This is a genomic window from Chthoniobacterales bacterium, assembly GCA_035274845.1.
GTDB lineage: Bacteria > Verrucomicrobiota > Verrucomicrobiia > Chthoniobacterales > UBA10450 > AV80.
Window position 1 is genome coordinate 188,804 of sequence record DATENU010000011.1, and the last position, 25,647, is coordinate 214,450.

Consider the following 25,647-nt stretch of genomic DNA (forward strand, 5'->3'; position numbering starts at 1 on the left):
GCGTGTGCCTTACGTCGAACTTCACGCGTGCAGTGCCTTCAGTTTTCTTCGTGGCGGCTCATTTCCGGAACAATTAGCTGAAACCGCCGCCGGCCTGGAGATGCCGGCGATGGCGTTACTCGATCGCAACGGCGTTTACGGCGCGCAGCGCTTTGCCGTGGCCGCGCGCGAGCACGGTCTCCGCCCGATTGTCGGCGCGGAATTGACGATGGCGGACGGCTGGCTCCTGCCCGTGCTGGTAAAAAATCGGCGCGGTTACGAGAACCTGTGTGAGCTGCTCACCGAGGCCCATCTCAGGAGCACCGAGAAAGGCGAATGCGCCGTGCAGTGGAATGAGCTTCCCGAGTTTGCGGACGGGATGGTAGCTCTCTCGGGTAGGGTGGGCATCTTGCCCGCTGGCGAACGCGTCTCGCGTTCGCGAACTTCTCCAAGATCGTTGCGGCAAGATGCCACAACCGGCGGGCGAGACGCCCACCCTACTCGGGACCGAACAAAACTTCTGATCCACGCTTTTGGGCGCGAAAATGTTTACGTCGAAATCCAGCGCCATTTCCTGCGAGGCGAAGAGCGGATTAATCAGCAACTCTGCGATTTGGCGGAACAATTGCGCCTGCCGGTCATCGCGACCAACGGCGTCCAGTACGCGCGCCCCTCCGGCCGCCAGGTTCTGGACGTTTTTACCTGCATCCGGGAGCACACCCATCTCGACGCCGCTGGGAAGCTCCTCGCCGAAAATGCCGAACGCCATCTCAAGAGCGATGCCCAAATGCGCGCCCTCTTCGCCGATCGGCTCGACGCCATCGAGAACACCGCGCATCTCGCGGACCGCCTCGAATTTTCCCTCGAAAACATCGGCTACGAATTCCCGTCGTTTCCCGTTCCCGAGGGCCACGACATGAATTCGTTCCTCCGCACCATCACCCTTTTCGGCGCACAACAGCGTTATACTTCCATCAGCACCGCGGTGAAACGGAAGCTGGAAGAAGAGCTCAGCCTCATTACCCGGCTCGGGTTTTCCGGCTATTTCCTGATCGTCTGGGACATCATCAATTTTTGCCGGGAACACAACGTCATGGTGCAGGGTCGCGGGAGCGCGGCGAACAGCGCCGTCTGTTATTGCCTCGGAATTACGCCGGTCGATCCGGTCAGCAACAATCTCGTCTTCGAACGTTTCCTGAGCGAAAGCCGGAAGGGCTGGCCCGACATCGATCTCGATCTGCCCAGCGGCGATCGGCGCGAGAGCGTGATCCAGGAAGTGTATCGGCGATACGGGAAACAGGGCGCAGCCATGACGGCGAACGTCATCACTTATCGCGGCCGCAGCGCCGCCCGCGAGATTGGCAAGGCGCTCAACTTTTCCCCGAACGTCCTCGACCGTTTTTCGCACCTGTTCGGACACGGCGATTTTCCGCACACCCTCGATCTCGTCGCCCAGATCGAGCAGGCCGGGTTGCCCAAAGCGCATCCGCGGATGCCGGCGTTCGTCTCGCTTTACCAGGCGATCTACGGATTGCCGCGGCACCTCGGCCAGCACTCGGGCGGCATGATCATTTGCCAGGGAAAACTGAGCTCGTTCGTGCCGCTCGAAAACGCGTCCATGCCCGGCCGCGTCGTGGCTCAATGGGACAAGGACGACTGCGAAGATCTCGGGATCGTGAAGGTGGACTTGCTCGGGCTCGGGATGATGTCGGTGATGCAGGACGCATTCGAGCTGTGTCGCGAGCGCGGCCGTCCGATCGATCTCGCCCATATCCCAACCGATGACGAGCCGACTTATAAAATGATGCAGGAAGCCGACACGATCGGCATTTTCCAAATCGAGAGCCGCGCCCAGATGGCGACGTTGCCGCGGATGAAGCCGAAATGCTTTTACGACGTTGTCATCGAAGTGGCGATTATCCGGCCGGGCCCGATCCAGGGCGACATGGTCCATCCGTATCTCAACCGGCGCGCCGGCCGGGAGAACGTCACCTACTTCGATCCGCGGCTCGAGCCTGTGCTCGCCCGGACTCTCGGTGTGCCGCTTTTCCAGGAACAGATGCTCAAGATCGCGATGATCATGGCCGATTTTTCCGGCGACGAAGCGGAAGAACTGCGGCGCGCCCTGAGCTTTCATCGTTCGGAAGAACGGATGAACAAAGTGAGCGTGAAACTGCGAAAGGCGATGGAGCGGAACAATGTCGAGCCGGATGTGACCGAGAAGATCCTGCAATCGATCACCTCGTTTGCGCTTTACGGATTTCCGGAATCGCACGCGATCAGTTTCGCGATCCTGGCTTACGGAAGCGCGTATTTGAAAGCGCATCGCGCCCCGGAGTTTTATGCGAGCCTGCTGAACAATCAGCCGATGGGGTTCTACACGCCGGCGACGATCGTGAAAGACGCGCAACGGCACGGGGTGAAGATGCTGCCGGTTTGCGTGCGCGAATCGAGCTGGGTTTGCACGGTGGTTTCAGATGACACCGTGCGGCTGGGATTTTGTGTCGTGAACGGAATGCGGAAAGAGCACGGCGAAGCGCTGGTGGCAGAGCGGAAACGAGCCGCGTTTGCTTCACTGGATGATTTCAAACGCCGGGTGGAGCTGACGAAGGAAGAGCTGCGCACCATCGCGGAGCTGGGCGCCTTGAATTGTTTTGCCGAGCATCGCCGCGCCGCGATGTGGCGAGTCGAGGAGCAACCGCCGGAGCCGCTTTTTGCAGCCGGGATCCGTGATCCCGGCCGGGGAACGCGTCGCAGCCAGAAAGCCGGGATTACCGATCCCGGCTACAGCTCGCCGCTTCTTCCCATGTCGATGCCGGAGCGCGTGAAAGCCGATTACACCACGATGAACCTCACCACCGGCCCGCATCCGATGAAATTCCTGCGCGCGCAAATACCCGAAATTTGGCGCGCGAGCGATCTGCGTTCGGCGCGGCACGGAGCGACAATCCAGATCGCCGGCAATGTAATTTGCCGGCAACGGCCGGGGACAGCGAAAGGATTTGTTTTCATCAGCCTCGAAGACGAGACGGGCGTTTCCAATTCGATCGTGACGCCCGATCTATTTGAGCGAATGCGGCTCCTGATTACGGAGGAGCCATTTCTCGTCATCGAGGGAACGGTGCAGAACACCGACGACGTCGTTCTGATCAAAGCCCAAACGATCCGGCCGCTCGCCCACGAGCAGCTGATCGGCAGCGAATCGCACGATTTCAGGTAGGGACGGCGGGCTGCGCCGTCCGCGGACATCGCAACGCGATGTCCCTACCAACTATTCGCCCGCGTGCCGTTTGGCCGGTTCCTTCGGCGCGGCGGCTTTCTCCGTCGGCTGTTTATCGGATTCGATCCACTCGGTGTGAAAGACGCCCGGTCTGTCGGTCCGTTCGTAGGTATGAGCTCCGAAAAAGTCGCGCTGGGCCTGGAGCAGGTTCGAGGGCAAACGCGCCGAGCGATAGCTGTCGAAATATCCCAGCGATGCGCTGAAGGCCGGGACGGCGACGCCGTGCGTGACTGCGGTCGCCACGGCCACCCGCCAGTTGTCCTGCGTCCGCTGGATGATGCCTGTAAAATATTGGTCGAGGAGCAAATTGTGCAGCTTCGGGTCGCGTTCGTACGCTTCCTTGATCCGGTTAAGGAATTTCGCGCGAATGATGCATCCGCCTCGCCAGATGGTGGCGATGTCGCCGAAGTTCAGGTCCCAATGCGAACCCAGGCTGGCGGCGCCGAGCAGTTCCATTCCCTGGGCGTAGGAAACGATTTTCGACGCGTAAAGGGCATCGCGCACCGCCGTTACTAGTTGGTTCCTGTCCCCGGTGAACTTCGGTACTTTCGGTTGCGGCAAGATTTTCGAGGAGGTCACCCGGTCGTCTTTTCGCGACGAAATCACCCGGGCTTCGACGGCGGCGTTAATCGTGGAGATGACCACCGATTGACTGAGAGCGGATTGCAGCGTCCACAGGCCGGTCCCTTTTTGCCCGGCCTTGTCGAGGATCACGTCGACGAGCGGCTTGCCCGTTTCCGGATCGATCTTCCGAAAAATCTGGGACGTGATCTCGATGAGATAGCTGTCGAGGTCACCCTTGTTCCATTCCGTGAAAATCTCGGCCAGCTCATCCGCGCCCAGGCCCAGAACGTCTTTCAGGATTGCGTAAGCCTCGCAGATCAACTGCATGTCGCCATACTCGATGCCGTTGTGCACCATTTTCACGTAATGGCCAGCGCCGTCCGGGCCCATGTAGCGGCAGCACGGTTCGCCGTCCACTTGCGCGGCGATCTTGCGGAAAATCGGCGCAATGATTTCCCAGGATTCGCGCGGGCCCCCCGGCATGAGCGACGGCCCTTTCAGCGCGCCCTCCTCGCCGCCGGAGACGCCGCAGCCGACAAAATGAATTCCGCGCCCTTCCAAATCCTTGCTCCGCCGTTGCGTGTCGGTGAAAAGAGAGTTTCCGCCGTCGATAATTACGTCGCCTTTTTCGAGAAGGGGAACGAGCTGATTAATGACGGCGTCCACCGGTCCGCCGGCTTTTACCATGATCATCGCCTTGCGCGGACGCTTGAGCGCTCCCACGAATTCTTCCATGGTGCGCGACGGATGAATGTTTTTCCCCTTCGCTTTGCCCGCCGCAAACTTTTCGGTCACTTCCAGCGTCCGATTGAAAACCGAAACCGTAAACCCCTTCGATTCCATGTTGAGAACGAGGTTTTCGCCCATGACTGCGAGGCCGATCAGTCCGATATCGCATTGATTCGTGCTCATTTTAGTATCTCCTTGATCACGCCGGGGGGTGGCAATGGCACAAACTCTATCCGGTTCCAATAGCGCATGGCAATTTCCGTTTGCGAAGTTTCACTCACCGAGTCCGCTCTCGATTTACCCGAGCGGGAAGACGATCCCGGCGCCGGCGCCGTAGTGGTTTTCTGGGGCGCGGTGCGCTCCAGGGAAGGGGACCGGGAAATAGCCGGAATCGATTACGAAGCGCATCGCGAGATGGCGGAGCACCAAATGCGGAGGGTGGCGAAAAATGCCGCCGCGAAATTCGGCTTGCGTGAGGTTGTGCTTCGGCACCGTGTCGGGTTCGTCGCGGCGGGCGAACCGTCGGTAGTGGTTCGCGTGACCAGCGGACATCGCGGCGCGGCCTTTGGCGCCAGCCAATGGATCATGGACGAACTGAAACGCGTGGTGCCGATCTGGAAACGCCCGGTGTTCAAGGAAGAGATCTCGCCGATCCACGCATGAACTGGGCTAACCGTCTCACCGTCAGCCGCCTCGTTTTGACGGTGCTCTTCGTTGCCATGTTAAACTGCGAATGGGAGTACGCGCGCACCACCGCGTTCATCATTTTTCTCATCGCGGGCGTTACGGATTTTGTCGACGGCGAGATCGCCCGCCGTTATCGCATCGTAACCAACTTCGGCAAGCTGATGGATCCGCTCGTGGACAAGATCATGATGGCGGCCGCGTTCATTTCTCTGGTGCCAATTAAGGGGGCGATCCCAGCCTGGGCGGCAACGACCGTCGTGGGGCGCGAATTCCTCATTACTGGACTCCGGCTAATGGCGAGCGCTCGAGGACAGGTGTTGCCGGCCGAGCGGCTTGGGAAACACAAGACCTCCTGGCAAATCATTACCGTGATTTTCTTTCTCGGGTTGCTCTCCGCGGCGGAGTTGCACTACGGCGATGCTAACAGTGGCTGGTTGCGCTCGGCGTGGGATCGGGGCGGTCCTGTTTTAGTGTGGATCACCGTGATACTTACCCTCTATTCGGGGCTGCGCTATGCCTGGCGTCATCGTGATGTGATCGCGCCGGACCAGTAGTCTTCCGCCATAGCGCCGGCCTGCCTCCAAGCCGGTGGGAGCTACCGCGAAATTTAAGGACCCCGGCTGCCCCCAATTTTTGCCCCGAGCATTCCGGGTGGCGGAACAAATCGTGCTCTTAAGGGCGTCCACGTCGGCAGAGCAAGACCTCTGTACGATTCGGAAAGCCCGATATGCCCGCCGCTCCCAAACATTACCGCGCCGCGCGAATCGCCGTTCCCCGGCTACCTTTGCCGGCAATTCTTATTTTCGCTGTCGCGGGCCTGGGAGGCTCTCTCTTTCTCGCCTACACCGGTTCGGTCAGCAGCGCCGACCCAATCCGGACGGTCGCCGCCACCAGTGACGACGTAGCTGTGTATTCCGCTCGGGCCGTTCCTTTTGATTCCTCACCGGCGAGCGTTGCGGCCCGGGCTATCGCTGCCGTCCAGACCGTCGCGACGGGCCGAGGTGAATCAGGGCAGACGCAGACTGATGAGATGGCCGGCGATCAGGCGTCTTCGGAACCCCTCTTGTTTTCTGAGGCAAGCCATCGGCTAAAAGGGTTTAACAGATTCTCCAGTTTTGGCGCGGCCAGCAATTCTCTCGCGGTAACCTCAACAACATCCGGCTTCTTCGCGGAGAGCAACGCTCCGAGTTATGTTGCCCCTGACGCCGAAGGCATTTCAGCCCCCGTGCCGGAATCATCAACCTGGTGGTATGCCGCTGCTCTTTTGATGTCTCTGGTCGTGCGAGCTCTTCACGCCACCTGGCGTCGAAATCATCGGCGGACGGCGAACAAGATCAATTCTCCCCGGCTTTAAGCATCTGACGGTTGGGCAAGGCGGAGCTCACTTGAAGGGTCGATTCGCCTTCGCACCACGCTACGGCGGACACTGATCTCTGGGGCAGAAAGGACTTGGCAGCAGCGCGGAGGCGCGTCAGCTTAGTCCGCGCCGGACTGGCCTAATCGCGCGCGGGTGTAGCTTAATGGTAAAGCTGTAGCCTTCCAAGCTACTGACGAGGGTTCGATTCCCTTCACCCGCTCCATCCTTCCACTCAGCGCCAGCGCGAGCCCGAGGATGCATTTGCTTTGGCGGCGCTCCGGGACCTAAGTTGTTGGCATGAAAGCTTTAGTCGTTTCTGTCGCCCTCCTCGCCGCGCTCACTCTTTCGGCGCGCGGCGATTTCACGATCGTCCAAAAGGTGGAGGGAAAAGAGGTGAAAGGGAAGCCGCAAACGAACGAGATCACGCTCAAGCTCAAGGGTGACAAGATCCGGATGGATGCGACGCCCCAAATCACCATGATCGTGGACGGCCGGACGGGCGATACCATAACGTTGCTAAACGACCAGAAGAGAATCGTCCGCATCTCAGGCGACAAAGCGAAGGCGATTGCTGAAATGGCCGCAAAATACGGAGGCACCAAGGCCGAGAAACCGAAACTTGTGGCTACTGGGAAAAAGATGACCATCAACGGCTACGAAGCCGACGAATACACGGCCGAAGCGAAAGGATTCAAAGCACGGTATTGGATCGCCCCGACCTATCCAAATTCGGCTTCGATCATGAAGCAATTGCAGGCCAACATTCCGGCAGCCTGGAACGATCTCGCCAAGGGAATGACCGACTATCGTGATCTGCCCGGCCTTCCCATCCGCACGGAGGTCACGGTTGGCGAAGAAAATATCGTGAGCACGGTGGTGTCGGTGAAAACCGATCCCCTGGCGGACGCCGAGTTTCTGCCGCCGAAGGATTTTCAGGAAGTAAAGATTCCGAACGAATTGTCCGAGAAACCCGCTCCCGCTCCTCCAACCAAGCCGTAATCGCGTGCGGCCGCGTTTTGTTCTCGCCTCCGGGTCGCCGCGCCGGAAACAACTTCTGAGCGAGGCCGGTTATCAGTTTGAAATCATTTCGCCGCCGGGAGAGGAAGTCGCGCACGATTGGCTGACGATTCGTGAAGTGACAATGTGGAACGCCAGCCGCAAAGCGGCGCGCACGTCCGAGATCTCACCCGACGCCGTAGTCCTGGCCGCCGACACCCTGGTCACGATCGACCATACGGTTCTCGGCAAACCGGCCGATGTCGATGACGCGGTCAGGATTTTGCAGCGCTTGAGTGGGCGGGCCCACGAAGTTTGGACGGCGGTGCAAATCAACCATGCGGCCCGGGCCAAATCACAATGCTTTCACGAAATGTCCCGGGTGCATTTTCGCAATCTCGACGAGGCCGCCATTCGAAAATACTTGGCGAAAATCGATCCGCTCGACAAGGCCGGCGCCTACGCGGCGCAGGGATTTGGCACTGAAATCATCGAGCGGATCGAGGGTTCCTACAGCAACGTTGTCGGCCTGCCGATGGAAAAGACGACGCGCGCTCTCGCCGCGTTTGGGGTTACGCCGGCCCGCTAGTTTTTCTCAATCGCGCGCCAGGGCTTGGGGAACCGGGCCGGTCGGGCTTACTCGGCGACCGTGGCGCTCGCACGATGGCAGACCTCGAGCTTGTTGCCATCGGGGTCTTCGAAGAAAACCGCGTAGTAACCGGGACTGTATTCGACGCAAAGCTCCGGTCCTTCTATATTCCTGGCCCCGGCCCGGCGAACCGCCTCCGCCGCCTTGTCCACGGCCTCGCGACTTGGCGCCCAGAACGCGATCCTGTTTCCGTTCGGTCGATGGTCGGCCTCCTCGGTGAACCCAAAGAAGTCGACCGCGATTTCGCCTTCTCCTTCGAACAAGCCCCATTGGGAGCCGCTCTTGTCCACGCGGAAACCAATCGCCGGCAGGATTTGCGAATAAAAACGCTGGGCCGCCTCCCGGTTTTTCACTCGAAGATCAATGTGATCGAAAAGGCGCGTGCTCATGATTGGATTTTCACGTAATCGCGCTTGTTGTCTACCTGGGCGATCCTGCGGCTATAGCTACGCTGGCGCAAGGCGCGTCCTTCGCCCCGCTGGGGCTTGGGATGCTGTCATGCTTTCCCGGAGTTCGCTCCGCTCACTCCGGGCTTTAATCCTTCGTGCCTATGGCACTTGCAGCGCCACGGGAAAGCCCGGAACAGGCGCCAGATTAGGCTACGGCGCTGCCGCATGGCATAGAAGCCCGTAACGGGCACCGGATCAATACTTCGTGCCTACGGCACTGCAGAGTCAGCGGAAAGCCCGGAACGGCCGCCGGATTAGGCTAAGGCGCTGCCGAATTGCAGAGAAGCCCAGAACGGGCGCCGGATTACAGCCGGAGGGGAGCGAAGCGAACCTCCGGAGAGACCGATTGTTAAGAGAACGTAGCCCCGAAGGGGCGGCGGAACGCTGCGCCATCGCGAAAGCTCACGCCAGTCCGCGTTCGCTGGAGGCGCCTCGCTGTGTCGGGGCGCGCAGTGGGAAGCGGCACGGCGAGCCAGCGTCGTGGCTACGCTTTCCGGTTCTCCCGCCGGATCATCAGCTTCAGTCCGGACCAGGTGTCATCGACCGCGCAAACTTTGATGTCCACGAATCCGAGCGGGAGACAGACTTCCCGAATGATGTCCTCGGTAATGTCGCTGGCCACGCCGGACGCTTTCTTCGGCCAGGAAACCCAGAGAACACCGGCGTCATCGAGCACTCCGCGGAGCCGCGTGAGTTCGTTTTCCAAAACGCGGCGCTCGGTCGCGAAGAGATGAACGAATCCCGCACCCGCAGTCGCTTTGTCGACAAACGAAACTCCCGCCGGCAACGGAGCGAGCAGCTTGCGATAGCCGGCCGGAGCATTGAGCGCGGCGACCTTCGTTCCCGCCTTGATCCCAAGCTTTTGAGCGAGTGGCGTTTTCGAGTAACCAGCCATTTCCCTTTTTAGTGTTTCCTGCGCATAATATCGCGCAACTTCAAAATGCGTTTTCTCTTCGCCATTGCCGTTTGCGCAGTCGCTCTCCTGGCCGGTTGCCGCCGCCAGAGCAACGCGGTTTCCGGAACGATCGAAGTGGATGAAGTCCACGTCGCTTCCCGTTCCGCCGGCCGGGTAGAAAAGATTTACGCCTGGGAAGGCGATACCCTGAAAGCCGGGGCCGTCATCGTCCAACTTGAAGCGTCCGAAATGCAGGCGCGGCGCTCCCTCGCGGCGGCCCAGATCAACACCGCGCAGCACGACGTGGAGGCGCAGGCGGCGCAGTTGGAATTCCTCAAGGCCGACGCCCAGCGACAGCAGGACCTTTTGAAGCGCAATACCGTTTCGCCAAGCGAAGCCGAACGCGCCGTCAGCGCCGCCAAAGCCCAGGAAAAAAGTCTTGCCGCCGCTCGGGCCCGGGTCGAGCAGGCGCAGGCTCAGCTGGCCGACATGGACGCCCAAATCCAGGAAATGAAAATCGTCGCGCCGACGGAGTCGGTCCTGGAAATCCTCAGCGTAAAAGTGGGCGACGTTCTTCCGGAGAATCGCGAAGTCGCCACGCTCATTTTGCCGCAGTATCTCTGGGTTCGCGTTTATGTGCCGGAACCGTGGCTTGGCTTGATCAAGCTTGGCGACTCGGTTCAAGTGCGCGTCGATTCGTATCCGGGCCGCGATTTTTCCGGCACGGTCGAGCAGATCAATCGCAAGGCTGAATTCACCCCGCGCAACGTCCAGACCGTCGAAGATCGCATCAAGCAAGTCTTCGGCGTGAAAATCCGATTGGACAACAAAGAGGATAAACTGCGCGCCGGCATGTCCGCCGACATTTTTTTCCCGGATGTGAAATGAACGACGGGATGATCGAATGCGAGGGGCTGACCAAGCGCTTCGGGAATTTCACCGCGGTCGACCACGTCAGTTTCTCTGTTGCCCGCGGCTCGATCTTCGGCTTTCTCGGCCCAAACGGCTCGGGTAAATCCACCGTCATTCGGATGCTCTGCGGCATCCTGGAGCCAACGGAAGGCACCGCGCGCATTGGGGGACACGACATTCTCCGCGAAGGGGAGGCGACCAAGGAAATGATCGGCTACATGTCGCAAAAGTTCTCGCTCTACGATGAGCTGACCGTGAACGAAAATCTCATCTTTTCCGGCAAGCTCTATAGCCTCCCCGACCGCGAATTGAAGCGGCGGCGGGATGACCTGATCGCGATCACGCATCTTGAACCGTATCTCGGCCGGCGGGCCGCTCTTCTTTCCGGCGGCTGGCGCCAGCGCCTTGCCATGGCCTGCGCGCTCATGCATCACCCCACGGTCCTCTTCCTTGATGAACCCACGGCCGGGATCGATCCGGTGGCGCGGCGCGAACTGTGGGACCTGCTCTTCGAATTCGCGGGTCAGGGAATGACGCTCTTCGTTACCACCCACTACATGGATGAGGCCGAGCGCTGCTCGCACGTCGGTTACATTTACAACTCAAGGCTGATCGTCTGCGGCGAGCCGGACGACTTGAAAAAGCTGCCGGAAGTCAGTCCGCCGGGCACGCGTCGTCTGGATGTGACCTGCGATCACGTAACCGTCGCTTTGCGCGCCATGCGGGGGGTGAAAGGCGTCCTGAATGCCACCGTCTTCGGCCAATCGATGCACCTGCTCGTGGACGAAACTGTTCGGCGCCAGGAGATCGACGACAAGTTGCGGAGCGTCGGGATCGCGAGTTCCGAAATCCATGAGATCGGGCCGTCGCTCGAGGATGTTTTCGTGACCCTCACCGCGAAGCACGCCGGCGAAAACCATCAGGAGAAAGCGGCGTGAACAGGCTCTTCTGTAGCCGTCGCCCTGCCTGCCACGCCGAAGCGGTGCGAAGGCGGGTGGGCGACGCTGATTTTGCGGCCATGCTCATTCTGACGCTTCGCACAGCGAAGCGGCTACAGAAGAGACGGTGAAGATGCCATGAAGCGCGCCCCTTTCCGCGGACTGAACGCGATCCTGTTCAAGGAGTTCATCACGGTCCTGCGCGACCCGATGACGCTCTTCTTCATGCTTTTTCCGCCGCTAGTCGAGATGATCGCCTTCGGTTACGCGCTCGATAACGACGTGAAACACATGCCGATGGCGATCCTGAATGAGGACCGCACCGTCGAGAGCCGGCAGTTTCTCGATCGTTTTGTGAACACGGAAACTTTCCGCATCGTCGGCGAAGTCCAGAACGTCGAGGAGATGGCGAGCGAAATCCGGAAGGGCCGCGCCACCGTCGGCATGCAGATTCCGCCGCACTTCACTCGCGACTTGCGGAGTGGACACCCGGCGCAGGTGCAATTGTTGATCGACGGCTCGAACTCGACGACGGCCCTGCAAGCGCTAAACACAGCGCTGGGCATTGCCCTCACTCAGTCCGTCGAAATGATGATGCGTGACACTGGCCGGCGCACGGTGCCGGTCGAGATTCGCCCCCAGATGCTCTACAACCCGACGATGCGGAGCCCGAACTTTTTCGTGCCGGGCGTGATCGGCATCGTTTTGCAAATCGGGACTACGTTTGCCACCGCCATGGCCGTGGTGCGGGAGCGCGAGCGTGGCACCCTCGAGCAACTGCTCGTTAGTCCATTGAGCCGCTGGGGCCTGATGCTGGGCAAACTCGTGCCCTATCTCTGCATCGGCATGCTCATGGCGATTTTGCTCTTCTCGATCATGCGTTTTCTTTTTGCCGTGCCGATCGCGGGCAATGTCGTCGCCCTGCTCTTCGCGACGTTCGTTTACTGTTTCGCTCTGCTCAGCATCGGCCTGTTCGTCGGCACCAAAGCCGAGAACCAGATGCAGGCGCTTCAGATGTCGATGATGTTCGTGTTGCCGAGTGTCTTCTTCTCCGGCTTCATCTTTCCCCGCGAAACGATGCCCTGGATCTTCTACGCGCTCGGCTCGATCCTGCCGACCACCTATTTCATCTCGCTCACTCGCGCCATCATTCTCCGCGGCGCGATGTTCTTCGAATACTGGCATTCCCTCGCCATCCTCTCCGGCATGGCGGTGTTCCTCTTCTGCGTCTGCGCTTTGAGGTTTCGAAAGAAGATCGGTTAGCTGTTCCGAACGATCATCTATTGCAGGTTGTAAACCTCAACCAAACTCAGCCCGGCGGTATTATTCTTTCCCCGGACAATAGCGGTGTAGTTGGCGGGTGGAAGTCTCCGGACGAGGGCCGATTCCATTTCATTATATGGGGTAAGGCGGGTCGCGGAGATCTCTTCTTGCTGATAGCTGCCATCAGGCCGCCACTTCCAGTCGTCATTGAAAGCGATCACATTTCCATTCGCGTCGTACAGCTCCAGGGTCGGATCCGCCAGGGTGTAGTTCATCGGGATTGATGGACCAAGGGCGCGCACGAGGACGTTCGCGGAGCCGAGCGAACTCCCTCCGCCGACGATCACCCCGGCGATCATCACGTTGTCGTCATTCTCGACATAGCCGCGCGTGCTGATATTCGCCAGCCTCGAATCGGCAGGCTCGTCGAGGTCATAAATCTCGACCGAACCGACGCCGGTCTCGCCGTTCTTGCCGGAAAGGACTACCGTATAGGCCCCGGGGTTGATGGTTCCCCAGAGCGCGGATTCCAAATCATTGCCAGGGGCGAGTCCACTATCGCTGATCTGCTGCCTGGTGGCGGCGTCTTTCCAATTGTCATTGGTGCCGAGTAATTCGCCTGACGGACCGTGAACTTCGATCACCGGGTCGGCGAGCGCTCCTGGCACCGGCACCGACGGCCCCATCCCGCGAACAATCACCGTCTTTTGCGCAGTTCCAGCGATAATAAAACCTGCGATCAGAACATAATTTTCGGTCTGAACATGCATCCGGGTTGAGAGGTTCAGAAGCGTCGGAACGGCGTTCACATAAAGCTCCGTGCTGGCACGTGTGCTCCCTCCCGCGATGAGCACCGTGCCGTCTGGCAGTAAAGTCGCCGTATGCTCTTCGCGTGTGGTGACGAGGCCGCCCGTCGGCATCCAAGTCTCGGTGGTGGGGTCGAATAATTCGGCTGTCCCCACAGAGCCGCTTTGGTGATCAAAGAAGCCTCCAGCAATGAGTACCTTCTTGCTCGGCAGGAGTGTCGCGGTGTGGCCACCGCGCGATCTGGCAAGATTGGCGGTTGTTCTCCATGTTCCCGTCGTAGGATTGTAAATCTCCGCGCTAGAAAGCTCGTCGCCATCGTTGAAACCTGCGGCGGCCAGCACCTCGCCATTGGGCATGAGCGTGGCGGTGTGACCTGAGCGGCCGAAGTTGAGACTGCCGGTCGAAGACCAGTTCCCGGTGGCCGGATCGTAGAGCTCTACCGTGGTGACCCGAGGATTGCCATCTTGTCCAGAAAAGCGGGGACGGCCTCCAACCACGAGCACTTTGCCGCTGGCAAGCAAGGTCGAGGTGTGATCGCCGCGGGCGGCTCCGAGGCTTCCGGTAATGGTCCAGGTTCCCGTCGCTGGATCGTACAGCTCAGCGCTGGAGAGCGCGCTATAATTTGCGCCGGGGGAACCGCCTTGAAGGCCTCCTGTGACCAGGACCTTGCCATTAGGTAGCAAGGTCGCGGCGTGGGACCGGCGCTGAGTGTTCAGTCTTCCAGTCGGCATCCAGGTCCCGGTCGCCGGATCGTAGAGTTCGGCGGTTGCCAAATCCCCCCCGGTGTTGCGACCTCCGACGAGCAACACCTTGCCGTCTGGGAGCAGGGTTGCGGTGTGACTGGTGCGACCGTTGATCAGACTTCCGGTCGCACTCCAACTTCGGCTCGCGGGATCGTACAATTCTGCGCTGTCGATGATGGTGCCGGAAAAGCCGTCGGCGATGTCACCGCCGGCAACGAGTACTCTTCCATCAGACAGCAATGTTGCCGTGTGAGCCCTCCGGACCTGCGCGAGGTTGCCCGTGGTTTCAAACCCAGCCGATCGCGCGTGGCAGGGTTGTGCGACGAGTATCAGCCCCACACCCAGAAAAAGGGTGAGGCAGACGGGCGAGCGGAGAGCGCGCTCCAAACGGAAGGCAGATGGAAATGGGAACATGACAGTCAACTGTATCTAAAGATCGCGTAGATCAGGGCAGATGGTAAATCTCAACCAGGCCTATTCCGGTGCTGCCGTTGTTTCCGCGGACGATCGCGGTGTAACTGCCGGGCGAAAGTCGTCGGACCAGGGCGGATTCCATGTCGTTCGAGGGTGGAAGGGTGGTCGCTTCAATTTCTGCCTGCTGGCTGCTGCCATCAGGCCGGGTTTTCCAATCGTCGTTGGAGGCGATGGAAGTTCCATTCGCGTCGTGCAGTTCGAGGGTGGGATTGGCCAGGGCCCCGGTGACGGGAACGGAAGGACCGAGGGCACGCACGATGACGTTGGCCGTTCCGGTTGGGCTGCCCCCGCCCACAATCAATCCGCCGATCATCGCGTTATCGCCGGTGTCGACAACGCCCCGGCTGCTGATATTGGCCAACCTCGAATCAGCCGCTGCATCGAGGTCGTAAACTTCGACCGAACCGATCCCCGTCCCACCATCTTTGCCCGAAAGGATCACCGTGTAAGCGCCGGGATTAATTACACCCCAGAGCGCGGACTCCAAATCGTTGCCAGGGGCTAGCCCGCTATCGCTAATTTGCTGCATGGTCGCCGCATCTCTCCAATTGTCGTTGCTGGCCAGGAACTCGCCGGAGCCGCCATGAACTTCGATCACCGGGTTGGCGAGCGTTCCGGGTACCGGCACCGACGGCCCCATCCCGCGAACGATCACTGTCTTTGGCTCTGTTCCTGTAATGATAAAGCCTCCGATCAAGAGTTTGTCGCCTGTCTGCACGTTCATCCGTGTGGAAATGTTCAGCAGAGCGGGCGTGGATTTCACGTAGAGCTCGGCACTCGCAAGGTAGCCGTCGCCATTGCTACCGCCTGCCACGAGGACGTCGCCGTTAGAGAGCAACGTCGCGGTGTGGCCGCCACGTCCAGTGATCAAACTCCCGGTCGTCATCCAGGCGCCGCTCGACGGATCGTACAGTTCCGCGAGTGCGCCACCGCTACTTTCGCTGCCTCCAGCAACTAGGACCTTTCCGTTATCGAGAAGTGTCGCTGTGTGTCCAACGTGGGCGGTGACCAGGCTGCCGGTCGGAGACCAGCTCTCGCTCGCAGGATCGTACAGTTCCGCGCTCCCAAGATCAACGTAGCCGCCGGTGACTTCTCGGACTCCTCCTGCCACCAGCACCTGGCCATGAGGCAGCAACGTCGCTGTGTGATAACTACGAGGGGCAAGTAGGGAGCCGCTTATTGTCCAGGTCCCGGTGTCGGGATGATACAGTTCCGTGCTCGCGGGGGGGATGTAGTTCACCCAACCGCTAGTTCCGGCCACGAGGACATTGCCATTGGCCAGCAACGTCGCGGTGTGGTTGAAGCGTGGTTTGTCGAGGCTGCCCGTTGCCGCCCAGGTTCCGCTCACTGGATCGTAGAGTTCCGCCGATTGGATAGGCCCCCCGCCACTCATGCCCAGAAAGAAGTGCCACCCTCCTGCAACCAGGACCTTGCCGTTGGCCAGCAAGGTCGCTGTATGAGAATGGCGCCCGGTTAGATTGCCGGTCGGTGTCCAGGTTCCGCTCGCCGGATCGTACAGTTCCGCGCTCCCAAGCTCAAAAAAGCTGGCGACTCCTCCTGCCACCAGCACCTGGCCATTAGGCAGCAATGTCGCCGTGTGCCTCGATCGTGCCTGGTTGAGGCTCCCGGTGGCCGTCCAGGTTCGATTCGTGGGATCGTAGAGTTCCGCGCTATTCAAGGCTTGGTTATCCCTTGTCCCCCCGGCGACGAGCACTTTCCCGTTGGGCAACAACGTCGCCGTGTGCCTGCTGCGGGCCTCGGCCATGCGTCCGGTTTCTTCGAAGCCAGGCGACGCGCCGTCGCATCGCAGCGCGAACGCCAATCCTGCGGCCAAAAAAAGCAGCGTGAAGAAGAGGCGCTGGTGGGGAATTCGACCTGGCGATCGCAAGTTGAATGGGGTCATGGGGGCCTTATTTATCTCAGGGAAGCGCGTAAAATCAAGTCTTTGATCCCCCCCATCGGGGCCATTTCCACCGGAATTCGCTGCGTGCGTTTCCTTGGAATGAGGGCCAAGATCGCAACAATGAGGAATCCAATTCTACGTCGACTTGGCGCGAAACCGTGATCGAGTCGCTAAGGTCCCGACGCGTGATTGGCAGCGTGATGCGCATTGCGGTCGTCTTGCTTGTTCTTTTTTTTCTGGTTTGGGTTTTTGGAGTCAGAATGCCGGATCACAATCTTTCTAAAGCTGCCACTCTCAACGACAGCGAAATCGCTTTGCGGGCTGAGCTTGCCGCTGATGTCCAGAAACTGGCGGGTGAAATCGGGGAGCGGAATTTGAACAGATATCCGCAGCTGCTGGCCGCTGCTGATTTCATTGAAGCGTCCCTAGCCGCCCCGGGACTGACGCCGCACCGCGTCAGCTTTGAGTTGCGCGGACGCGCCTGTCACAACATTGAAGCGGAGACTCGCGGAACGTCGCCGGAGATTCTCGTGATCGGGGCGCATTACGATTCGGTCTTTGGTTGTCCGGGTGCGAACGACAACGGGAGCGGTGTGGCGGCTTTGCTGGCGCTCGCTCGCCGATTTGCGGGCAAGCCGACTGGAAAGACTGTGCGCTTCGTGGCGTTCGTGAATGAAGAGCCGCCCTATTTCCAAACCGAAGAGATGGGCAGTCTCGTTTATGCGAAGCGTTGCAAAGAGCGAGGGGATCGGATCACGGCGATGATTAGCCTGGAAACGATCGGGTATTTCTCTGATGCCCCTGGTTCGCAGAAATATCCGGCGGCTGGACTCGGTTTCTTCTATCCAAGCAAAGGCAACTTTATCGGGTTCGCCAGCGACACCGGGTCGCGATCGTTATTGCGCGCGACGGTGGCGGCTTTCCGAAAAGCTGAAAAACTGCCCTCCGAAGGCGCGGCGTTGCCTGCGTCCATTCCGGGGATCGGCTGGTCGGATCACTGGGCCTTCTGGCAATGCGGTTATCCGGCCATCATGGTGACGGACACCGCGCCGTTTCGTTATCCGCATTATCACGAAGCCACCGACACTGCCGACAAACTCGATTACGATCGGTTCGCCCTCGTCGTCAGCGGCTTGGAGAAAACGATCGCGGAACTCGCAAAATAGATCGCGTTGGAATGCCCCGATTGGTTTCTGTGCTCCGAGGGCAGAGGGAGGACTTTCCTACCGAGGGTCGGTGACGTGACCGATGAACAGGCAGGTAAAGGTTGGGAGATGTTGGATCGCGTAAAAGAATGGGCGATCGATCTTCACCTGGACCGGCTCGGGGGGAACACCAAGGAACCCTCCCGAGGCGCCAGCACCGGCTGCTTCGGTGCCCTTTTCATCCACGGCGATGAAAATCTTGTGGAAGACCTCCCCGAGATAAAGACCGCTGTTTGGCTGCGCCATCCGGTCGAAGTTTGCTCCGCCGGGCCCCTGCTTGAAGGCGGTCGCCATTCCGAGATCTCGCAGGGTCGATCCCAACCGTAGCGTCGCAGGCTCGAATTTGAACTTCGGGAGAGAGAGTTCCACCTTCTCCGTCTCAATCTCGAATTTTTCGGCAAGTATTGCTGGCGTTATTCTCGCCTCGAGCTCCGGCAGACCTTTCGCATCGTCCGGGACCAGAATCAGAAATCGGAAATTCCAATCGAAGTAGGGAACACTGAGTGCGACAAACCCATCGTGTTTGACGTAAGCACAAGTATCCAGAAGGGTCGTCATCGTGGGTACGTTCGCGGTTTCGCCGCCGCGAACGTGAAACGGGAGTAACTCCGTCGCGCCGGCATCAAACGGTTTGTCCCATTGCGCCTTGAGGTAAATCGCATTCGCGACAACCAGGCGTGTCTCGGCATTCAGGGCTTCAGGCGGGAGAACATTGCGGAGCCGTTGGTGGGTTCGATCCGCAATCCAGGCGTTTATCCGGTGCGTGGCTCGGCTCGGATTACCCGCGAAATCGACAGTTTCAGGCCGCGCAGCATGGCGCTGCTTGAGAAGATTCAGAAAGGGTTCACGAAAATCAGATCCTTTCTGCCCAAAAAGTTGGTTCGCAACTGTCAGGGTAATGGGCTCGCCCGCTTCATGGAGTTTTGTTTTCGAGACAATCTTGGCGCTGTTCTTTTCCACCTCTTGCAGTTGATACCGGAGCGTGTGGAACGACTCATGGAGCCTGTCATCGTCGGCGGCCAAATGGAGCACCTCCACCATCTCTTTCCGGGTCGCTCCGTCGGCGCCGGCGAACGTCATCACGAGAGCGGTCTCAAGAGAGTAGGGCGAAATGCCAAAATTCTCATCGACTGGCGCAAGGCGACGATAGAGATCGAGGCCAAACCGATTCGTTGCGTCTGCGGCCAGGTCCGGGTCGCCTGTCGGCACAGGTTCTGGTTGTCGGCACGCCGATTCAATCAGCAGGAGCAGGAGGGTAAATAACGGTTTCAGCTTCACGAAGCGTTCGCGATCTTTTTGGTAAGATTGAGGCAATACCAGAGCGGGACTACGCCGAGGAGGCCAAAAGAGCAGTCGAGAAGCTGCCAGCCGAAGGGGATTCCGCGAATCGCGCCGCAGATCAGCGCGAGAGGAATCACCAAAATGCAGGCGACAATTCCAACGCGCAGGACCCAGGCGTTGCGCACCGGATCCCGGAACGGGCCGATGAAGAACAACGCGATGATGAAATGGCCAAACGCCAGCCAGTCCGTGCCATAGCCGACAAACGGGTAGGCAGCGTAGGTTTTTTCTAATCCGACGAACACGAAAGCGATCCAGGCCCGGATGCCGGAAAGGCTCTCGTATGCGGTGGGATCGATAATGCCGAGCCACCGGCAAAGGAGGGACAGTTCCTGAAGCAATGGAAACGCCGTTAGGCCGCTCAGGATTAGTCCGCCGACAAAAACTCCCAGGCTTACCCGGTATGCGAAGAGCGTGCGTTTCAAGATGCCTGACGGGAAGAAAAACGGAGCCGGAGAAGATTGAAAGCGCCCAGATAAATCTCGCGCCGGTGCAGCTTTGATACGCCATGGGTCCGGTCGTGAAAAATGATCGGACACTCCACAATCCGCGCCCCGAGGCGGTGGGCCCGATAAAGGAGTTCGCCTTCGAAGGAGTAACCGGTCGATTTGACTTCCTCGGTGCGAATCCATTCCACGGTCGACCGGCGATAGAGCCGGTAATTGGAAGTAAGATCGTGAACAGGAACATGGAGGAGTGCGGCCGCGAATTTGTTGGCCAGCCAGCTCAGGAAAATGCGGCCGAGCGCCCAGTTCACGGTGCCGCCGTCTTCGACGTATCTCGATCCTATTACCAAGTCGCATTCCTCCAGCAGGGAGAGCATTTTGGGCAAATAAGTGGGATTGTGGCTCAAGTCCGCGTCCATCGTGCCGATCGTCTGGTAGCCATGATCGAGCCCCCGCTTGATGCCGGCCGTCAGGGCCAGGCCGAGACCGCGTTCCCCCGGGCGGCGCAGAAGCTCGAGATTCGAATATTGGGTCTTCAGCTTCTCCACGATCTCTCCAGTTCCGTCGGGAGAATTGTCATCCACGACCAGGAGATGAAGGTGGCCGGCAATTTCAAAAATCTGGTGAATCAATTCGGCAATATTGGCGCTCTCGTTATAGGTCGGAATAATGACGAGAGTTTCCCCAGTTGCCCTCGCATCCGCGGGAATGGGAGGGAGGCTGGATTCGGTTGTCATGGGTTTAGCTGGCCGCTCGGCTGCAAGGTTCGCGTTGTCGTGGGTTGACTGAAAAAGTGCATTTTCATGCGTTTCGTTGCTGCCAGATTCCCTCGTAAACGCCTGGGTTGGGTGGGACTCGAACCCACAACCAACGCCTTAAAAGGGCGCTGCTCTACCATTGAGCTACCAACCCGCTCGGGCCGGGACACGTTTCTAATCCAGTTCGACCGGTGCCGCAAGGTTGCGGGTATGGTTCAATGCGCGACATGGCAGTGCCGAAACCAAGGAGCGGCGGTTTACAAACCGCCGTGTAGTGACGCCGCTCAGTCGGCGTACGGACGCGGCGCGGGTTATGGCGCGTGTTTACGGCGACAGAGCGCCGTCGCTACAACAAAGCGTGGGCGGTTTGGAAAGCGCCCCTCATTGTCATCGAGCGACGGAGCGCTCGATCCACCTTCTCATCCGCGATATCCGCGTAATCCGCGGTTCAATTCCCGTTACGGACCGCGATCGTAGATTTCCACCAGGCCGATGCCAGTCCCGCCGTTTAACCCAGCCAGCAACACCGTGTAGAATCCGGGCGGCAACGATGCCGCTATCGCCGATTCCAAGTTGTTACTCGGCGCCAGTCCCGCCGCGGTGATCTCCGCGGCCTGGGCCGCGTTATCCTGCCAATCGTCGTTCGCCAGGATCAGCGCACCGTTTTCATCTCGGAGCTCCAACGTCGGATTGGCCAGAACCGCATTCGCCGGGAAGAACGCTGGTGCAAGGCTCGGCCCAATTCCGCGCACGATCACCCGATCCACCTGCGTCCCGTTGCCCAGGACCATCCCAGCGATGACGATGTTATCACCCGTGTCGACAAATGCTCGCGTGCTGATATTCCCGAGTTTCCCGCTCGACGGCGTCAGGTCGTAAACTTCGACGAGCGCGACTCCGGAGGTATTGTTTTTGCCCTTCACCACCGCGGTGTAGGCCCCGGGCGCAATGGTTGCATTGATCGCTGACTCGAGATCATGAGTCGGAGCCAGAACAGGCGTGGGGATCTGCGTGTCTCTCCAATTGTCGTTGATAAATGGCCCGAAGCCCGGCGGGCCATGCAGCTCGAGAACCGGATCCGCCAGCACATCCGTGATGCCGAACTGGGTCAGCGACGGCCCGATCGCTCGCACGACGACATTTTTGGCTCCGCTGCCCGTAATGATAAAGCCCCCGATGCCTACCTTGTCGCCCACCTGCACGCGCATGCGGGTCGATAGGTTCAATGCCTGCGTCGTCGGTGTCGGGGTTGGGGTCGCCGTCGGCGCCGGTGTTGCAGTCGCGGTGGCGGTGGCGGTGGGTGTCGCCGTGGCCGTCGGAGTTGGCGTCGATGTTGGGGAGACTGTTGGAGTCGGTGTCGCCGTAGCGGTAGCGGTGGGCGTCGCGGTAGCGGTAGCGGTTGGGGTTGGGGTTGCGATTGGCGTATTGGTTAGAAGAAAGTTCGCCGGAGAGGCAATACCTACTTCTGTGGCCGCCACGGTGTAACTGCCTGTAATACTGTTCGCCGTAAAGCTCGGTGCGATGGCACTCCCGCTGACATCGGCAACGACCATGGCAATTCCCGCACTCCCTTCGGCGGTGGTGGCGACGGCGACGCTTGCTCCGCTGCTGCCGGCCCCCGTCATCTGGGCGACATTGGTTCGGGTTAACGATCCACCGAAAGTCACGGTATAAATGGAGCCAGAGGAAGTCACGGTAACCGAGCCGCCGACGCCACCGATGGTGGACAAAGCATTCAGCGCACTCTGGACTGCCGCAGCCGTGGCATTAAAGGCCAGAGAGGAAGTGGTCTGGCCGTTGAAGGTGAGGGTGAACGAACCGGAGGCGCCGGAAACCGTTACCGTTTGGATTTCGGCGCCCACCACAATGCCGCCGGTAGTGTTAGTCACAACCGAGACCGTAGTGCCGCCACTGCCCGAACCGGTGATCTGGGAGACATCGGTTCGAGCCAAATTCCCGCCAAACGTCACGATATAGTCGGACCCGCTCCGTATCACACTTCCCGTTACGCCTATTCCGCCTAACGCATTGAATATCTGCGCAAACGTAGCGTTGAAGGGAAGCGGGCTGGTCGTCTGGCCATTGAAGGTAAGGGTAAATGTGCCGGAAGAACCAGTGACCGTGATCGTCTGCACTTCGGACGAAATCATTGGTCCGCCATCAGCCGCAGTATAGATCCCCACGGAAGCTCCGCCACTGCCGCTCCCGGTCATCTGCGGCAAATCGCTTCCGCCCAATGATCCGCCAAATGTGACCATATAGGATGAGCCGGGCGCCGTAGCCACGGAGACCGAGCCGCCCACGCCACCTATGCTGGGCAACGCGTTTAAAGCGCTCTGCACCGCCGCCGCCGTGGCATTAAAGGCAAGCGGGCTGGTGGTCTGACCATTAAAGGTAAGAGTAAAGGTGCCGGAAGAACCGGAGACAAAGACGTTTTGGATTTCCGAGGGAGTGCCAAAGGATCCACTCGCTCCCGAGCTCGGCGCGGTGAAGGTAACTTGAGTACCGATGAGCGGGCTACCGGTGCCGGAATAGGCAGCGGCGGCCTGCAGGCGAGCGGCGAAAGTAGTATTAACCATCGTGCTTTGAGGGGTACCCGCGATGGGAAAAATGATTGGGACAAACGCCGGAGTAGGGGTAGGCGTCGCCGTTGCGGTAGCGGTGGCAGTGGGTGTTGAGGTAGGGGTAGCTGTTGGATTGGGCGATGGAGTTGCCGTCGGAGTTGGAGTCGGGGTCGGAGCCAAAGGGATGGTCAGTCGGACGATTTGCGGGTCGTGGTCGCTGATCTGATCGGCGAACTCCGCGTTCACGTGAACGACATCGTAAGCGAACGACCCAGAGAACAGGCTATTGCTCACCAGAATGTGATCGAGATCCTGCGAATTACCTTCAAAGACGTAGGTATATCGCTCGTTCTGCGGCAACGTTTCGATCAAGTCATTGAGAACGCCGCCTTTAAGAGTCGTAATCGGATTGGAAAAAGAGAAATCGTTGAGATCCCCCAGGACGACGATTTTGGCATTCGAGTTCAGCGCCAGAATGCTATCCACGAAATTATTGACGACCTGCGCTTGCTGAATGCGCTGGACCTCGGAACTGAGAGTAGGAGGCTGGAACCGGCCGAAGAGCGGATCGTCGCCGCCCTTCGAATTGAAGTGATTGCCGATCACAAACAACTTCTGGCCGTTGAAGCTAAACTCACCGGCCAGCGGCTTGCGGCTGGCGTTGAAGGCGGTGTTGGTCGGATCGATGCGGCCTGGACTAAACGAGAGCTCAACTCCCGATGGACCGTTCGCCACGGTCGTCGCACAGGTTGAACACCCACCCGGACGGTCAATGAAAGCGAGACCGCGATCGGTGCGGAAGAGGAACCCGACCCGAATATTACCGCCCGGCTCGCCCCCATCCTGGTCGTCCACCGGATTGATTTGCCGGAAACCATAGGTCGGGCCGCCCGCGGATTGAATCGCTGAGATGAGGGTGTTGTAGGTGGTAGTGGCATCGACCACGGAGTCGTTAGTCGGTCCGTTGTTATCCTGAATTTCTTCAACCGCGATGATATCGGGAGAGCGGAGGTTGTTGACGATCAGACTTGCCAGGGCGGTGAACTTTGCCGCGCCGTCGCCAGGGTCGAGGTTCTCGACGTTGAAGGTAGCGATCGCCAGCTGAGTGGCGGTGGGGATGGCGGTCGTTTCCCGAGCCAAACCTCCCGGAACCGCTGTGATCGATTGGGTGACGTCGAGCTTAAAATTCCCAAAGGTGTAATCCATCACGCCGATAATCGGGCCGCTGAAATGGTCGCCAACGTGGACGGTCGGTAACGCCAGGATGCTATCGTCCAGAAGCACCCGTTCCGGGTTAAAGTCATTTGCTCGCACGACGACCCCTCCGCGAGTCGTGCGGATGCTGGCGTTTGCTCCGTCATCGGAAAGAACCGGGATTTCGGCAAAAGAGGATGTTGGACCTGCGGCGACGGCGTTGTTGATCTGGACGCGCATCGCTTCAAGGCTTTCGTAGAAATCGATTCCATCGCTGGCCGGGTCGAAGACGCCGCTGGTCTCGACGCTGCCGCTCGCGTCGTCTTCGATCACCATGGTAGGCGGGATGCGTCCGCCGGTGCCGATGACGATCGGCGCCGGGAGAGAATTTCCGGTGGACTGGACGGAGATGGTTGGTGATCCGATCTCTGTGTTCGTGAGGTTAGTGGAACCGCTGCCGCCGCTCCGGAATTCAGAGACCGTGCCTCCGACTAAAAGTGAATCACCGACATTGACCGTGGGAGCCGACGAAGTGAAAACAAAGATGCCTTCGGACGTCGCGTCGTTCGCGTCCGGGTTGGGATCCTGCAAATAAAAACCGTTGGAAAGTTTGGCGGTGACGATCCCAGGAACGTTCGCCACCGTTAGCCCAACCATTGGTGATAAGTGCGCGGCGCCTTGAATATCATGGATGCGCACTGCTCCAGGTGTCGGCGTAGCTGTGGGGGTCGGCGTAGGGGTAGTAGTCGGAGTGGGCGTTGGCGATACGGTAGGTGTCGGCGTCGCCCCGGAACAGGGATGCAGCGAACCTGCGCTGTTCCGAGGGGTCGGACTGGAGCTCTGGAAATCGGTCGAATTGTTGTCGGTGTCGATGCAGCCGAAGTTCACGCGAATATCGGCCGTCGTCGTGCTGGGTGCGGGTGCGTTCGCCGTCTCGTTGCAATTGGCGGTCGCTCCATAACCGACGAAGTCGACGATGTTCGCCCCGGTCGGGCACGCGCCGGTCAAGGCGGTGGTGGTATTCACGAGGGCGACCTTTGCCGTGGTGGCGCTCATGGAGATGGTGCCAGTGGCGTCTGGCGTCGGGATTGCGTTCATGCCATTGGCCGAGAATGACTCCGCGATGAGAAGATAACCGCCGGCCGGAATCGAGACGTTGGGCAGATTGGTTACCTGCCAGGTTGTCCCGGTGGCGGCGGCGTACTGGACAGACCAACCGTTTACGCTGACGGCTGAATTGCTGAGGTTGAAGAGCTCGATGTAATCGTTCCCGTAGGTGGAACAATTTGCCGTGCCGCAGCCGGCCCCGCCATAAACCTGGCTGATGACAATGTTGGGCGAGACAGCCATCGCGCGCGGCAGGATGAACGCGGACAAGGCGAGGAACAGAACGACGGGCAGGAGACTTAACTTCGGCTTCATAGGCGATGGATGATTGGAGATTCCGTTTTCCCCCCGATCCTTGGAAGTTCCAGCCCCGTTGCACCTACCAGCCGAAAACCCGCCAGAACATT

At 59.5% G+C, this 25,647-nt stretch carries 19 protein-coding genes and 2 tRNA genes; 11 read left to right on the forward strand and 10 right to left on the reverse strand.

Annotated features, from left to right (window positions below; translation table 11 throughout):
- The first annotated feature begins 4 nt into the window (after nt 1-4).
- Entirely contained in the window at nt 5-3,199 is a 3,195-nt protein-coding gene (locus tag VJU77_07425; GenBank protein ID HKP03185.1) for an error-prone DNA polymerase, read from the forward strand.
- A 51-nt stretch (nt 3,200-3,250) separates the two neighbouring features.
- Here the strand turns inward: VJU77_07425 and gndA are convergent, their stop codons facing one another.
- Nucleotides 3,251-4,735 (reverse strand): NADP-dependent phosphogluconate dehydrogenase, encoded by a 1,485-nt coding sequence (gene gndA, locus VJU77_07430; GenBank protein ID HKP03186.1) that lies wholly within the window; start codon nt 4,733-4,735, stop codon nt 3,251-3,253.
- Between the two features lie 66 nt (nt 4,736-4,801).
- On the opposite strand from gndA, the gene VJU77_07435 reads away from it, so the two are divergent.
- The 6 genes from VJU77_07435 (at nt 4,802) to VJU77_07460 (ending at nt 8,181) form a co-directional block, all read left to right on the forward strand.
- Nucleotides 4,802-5,215 (forward strand): molybdenum cofactor biosynthesis protein MoaE, encoded by a 414-nt coding sequence (locus VJU77_07435; GenBank protein ID HKP03187.1) that lies wholly within the window; start codon nt 4,802-4,804, stop codon nt 5,213-5,215.
- On the forward strand, nt 5,212-5,793 hold the full coding sequence (pgsA, locus tag VJU77_07440) for a CDP-diacylglycerol--glycerol-3-phosphate 3-phosphatidyltransferase (GenBank protein ID HKP03188.1): 582 nt from the start codon (nt 5,212-5,214) through the stop codon (nt 5,791-5,793). Before VJU77_07435 ends, pgsA begins: the two co-directional genes overlap by 4 nt.
- Nucleotides 5,794-5,966: 173 nt before the next feature.
- Nucleotides 5,967-6,593 carry a hypothetical protein gene (locus VJU77_07445; GenBank protein HKP03189.1) on the forward strand — a complete coding sequence of 209 codons (627 nt, stop codon included), beginning with the start codon at nt 5,967-5,969 and terminating at the stop codon, nt 6,591-6,593.
- A gap of 152 nt (nt 6,594-6,745) precedes the next feature.
- Nucleotides 6,746-6,819, forward strand: a tRNA-Gly gene (locus VJU77_07450).
- A 74-nt stretch (nt 6,820-6,893) separates the two neighbouring features.
- Entirely contained in the window at nt 6,894-7,595 is a 702-nt protein-coding gene (locus VJU77_07455) for a DUF4412 domain-containing protein (GenBank protein ID HKP03190.1), read from the forward strand.
- Nucleotides 7,596-7,599: 4 nt separating this feature from the next.
- Complete coding sequence (locus tag VJU77_07460) at nt 7,600-8,181, forward strand: Maf family protein (protein HKP03191.1); 582 nt, start codon at nt 7,600-7,602, stop codon at nt 8,179-8,181.
- 47 nt (nt 8,182-8,228) lie between these two features.
- Here the strand turns inward: VJU77_07460 and VJU77_07465 are convergent, their stop codons facing one another.
- Both VJU77_07465 and VJU77_07470 read right to left on the reverse strand, forming a co-directional pair.
- On the reverse strand, nt 8,229-8,630 hold the full coding sequence (locus VJU77_07465; GenBank protein ID HKP03192.1) for a VOC family protein: 402 nt from the start codon (nt 8,628-8,630) through the stop codon (nt 8,229-8,231).
- 544 nt (nt 8,631-9,174) lie between these two features.
- Nucleotides 9,175-9,585 (reverse strand): DUF3052 domain-containing protein, encoded by a 411-nt coding sequence (locus VJU77_07470; protein ID HKP03193.1) that lies wholly within the window; start codon nt 9,583-9,585, stop codon nt 9,175-9,177.
- Between the two features lie 45 nt (nt 9,586-9,630).
- Between VJU77_07470 and VJU77_07475 the strand changes: the two genes are divergently transcribed.
- The 3 genes from VJU77_07475 to VJU77_07485 all read left to right on the forward strand — a co-directional run bounded on the left by VJU77_07475 (nt 9,631) and on the right by VJU77_07485 (nt 12,698).
- A complete protein-coding gene (locus tag VJU77_07475; GenBank protein ID HKP03194.1) occupies nt 9,631-10,473 on the forward strand; it encodes an efflux RND transporter periplasmic adaptor subunit in 843 nt (280 codons plus the stop codon).
- On the forward strand, nt 10,470-11,435 hold the full coding sequence (locus VJU77_07480; GenBank protein HKP03195.1) for an ABC transporter ATP-binding protein: 966 nt from the start codon (nt 10,470-10,472) through the stop codon (nt 11,433-11,435). Before VJU77_07475 ends, VJU77_07480 begins: the two co-directional genes overlap by 4 nt.
- A gap of 138 nt (nt 11,436-11,573) precedes the next feature.
- On the forward strand, nt 11,574-12,698 hold the full coding sequence (locus VJU77_07485; protein ID HKP03196.1) for an ABC transporter permease: 1,125 nt from the start codon (nt 11,574-11,576) through the stop codon (nt 12,696-12,698).
- Nucleotides 12,699-12,715: 17 nt separating this feature from the next.
- Here the strand turns inward: VJU77_07485 and VJU77_07490 are convergent, their stop codons facing one another.
- Both VJU77_07490 and VJU77_07495 read right to left on the reverse strand, forming a co-directional pair.
- Nucleotides 12,716-14,662, reverse strand: a complete 1,947-nt coding sequence (locus VJU77_07490; protein HKP03197.1) for a kelch repeat-containing protein — start codon at nt 14,660-14,662, stop codon at nt 12,716-12,718.
- Between the two features lie 31 nt (nt 14,663-14,693).
- Nucleotides 14,694-16,625 carry a kelch repeat-containing protein gene (locus VJU77_07495; protein ID HKP03198.1) on the reverse strand — a complete coding sequence of 644 codons (1,932 nt, stop codon included), beginning with the start codon at nt 16,623-16,625 and terminating at the stop codon, nt 14,694-14,696.
- A gap of 200 nt (nt 16,626-16,825) precedes the next feature.
- On the opposite strand from VJU77_07495, the gene VJU77_07500 reads away from it, so the two are divergent.
- Complete coding sequence (locus tag VJU77_07500; protein HKP03199.1) at nt 16,826-17,791, forward strand: M28 family peptidase; 966 nt, start codon at nt 16,826-16,828, stop codon at nt 17,789-17,791.
- A gap of 57 nt (nt 17,792-17,848) precedes the next feature.
- Here the strand turns inward: VJU77_07500 and VJU77_07505 are convergent, their stop codons facing one another.
- From VJU77_07505 to VJU77_07525, 5 genes are all read right to left on the reverse strand, one after another.
- Entirely contained in the window at nt 17,849-19,108 is a 1,260-nt protein-coding gene (locus tag VJU77_07505; protein HKP03200.1) for a serpin family protein, read from the reverse strand.
- Complete coding sequence (locus tag VJU77_07510) at nt 19,105-19,596, reverse strand: hypothetical protein (protein ID HKP03201.1); 492 nt, start codon at nt 19,594-19,596, stop codon at nt 19,105-19,107. The genes VJU77_07505 and VJU77_07510 overlap by 4 nt, the downstream gene beginning before the upstream one ends.
- On the reverse strand, nt 19,593-20,354 hold the full coding sequence (locus tag VJU77_07515; GenBank protein ID HKP03202.1) for a polyprenol monophosphomannose synthase: 762 nt from the start codon (nt 20,352-20,354) through the stop codon (nt 19,593-19,595). The genes VJU77_07510 and VJU77_07515 overlap by 4 nt, the downstream gene beginning before the upstream one ends.
- Nucleotides 20,355-20,457: 103 nt before the next feature.
- A tRNA-Lys gene (locus VJU77_07520) sits at nt 20,458-20,529 on the reverse strand.
- Between the two features lie 304 nt (nt 20,530-20,833).
- Nucleotides 20,834-25,555: a lamin tail domain-containing protein gene (locus VJU77_07525; GenBank protein ID HKP03203.1), complete on the reverse strand. Its 4,722-nt coding sequence runs from the start codon at nt 25,553-25,555 to the stop codon at nt 20,834-20,836.
- Between the last annotated feature and the right edge of the window lie 92 nt (nt 25,556-25,647).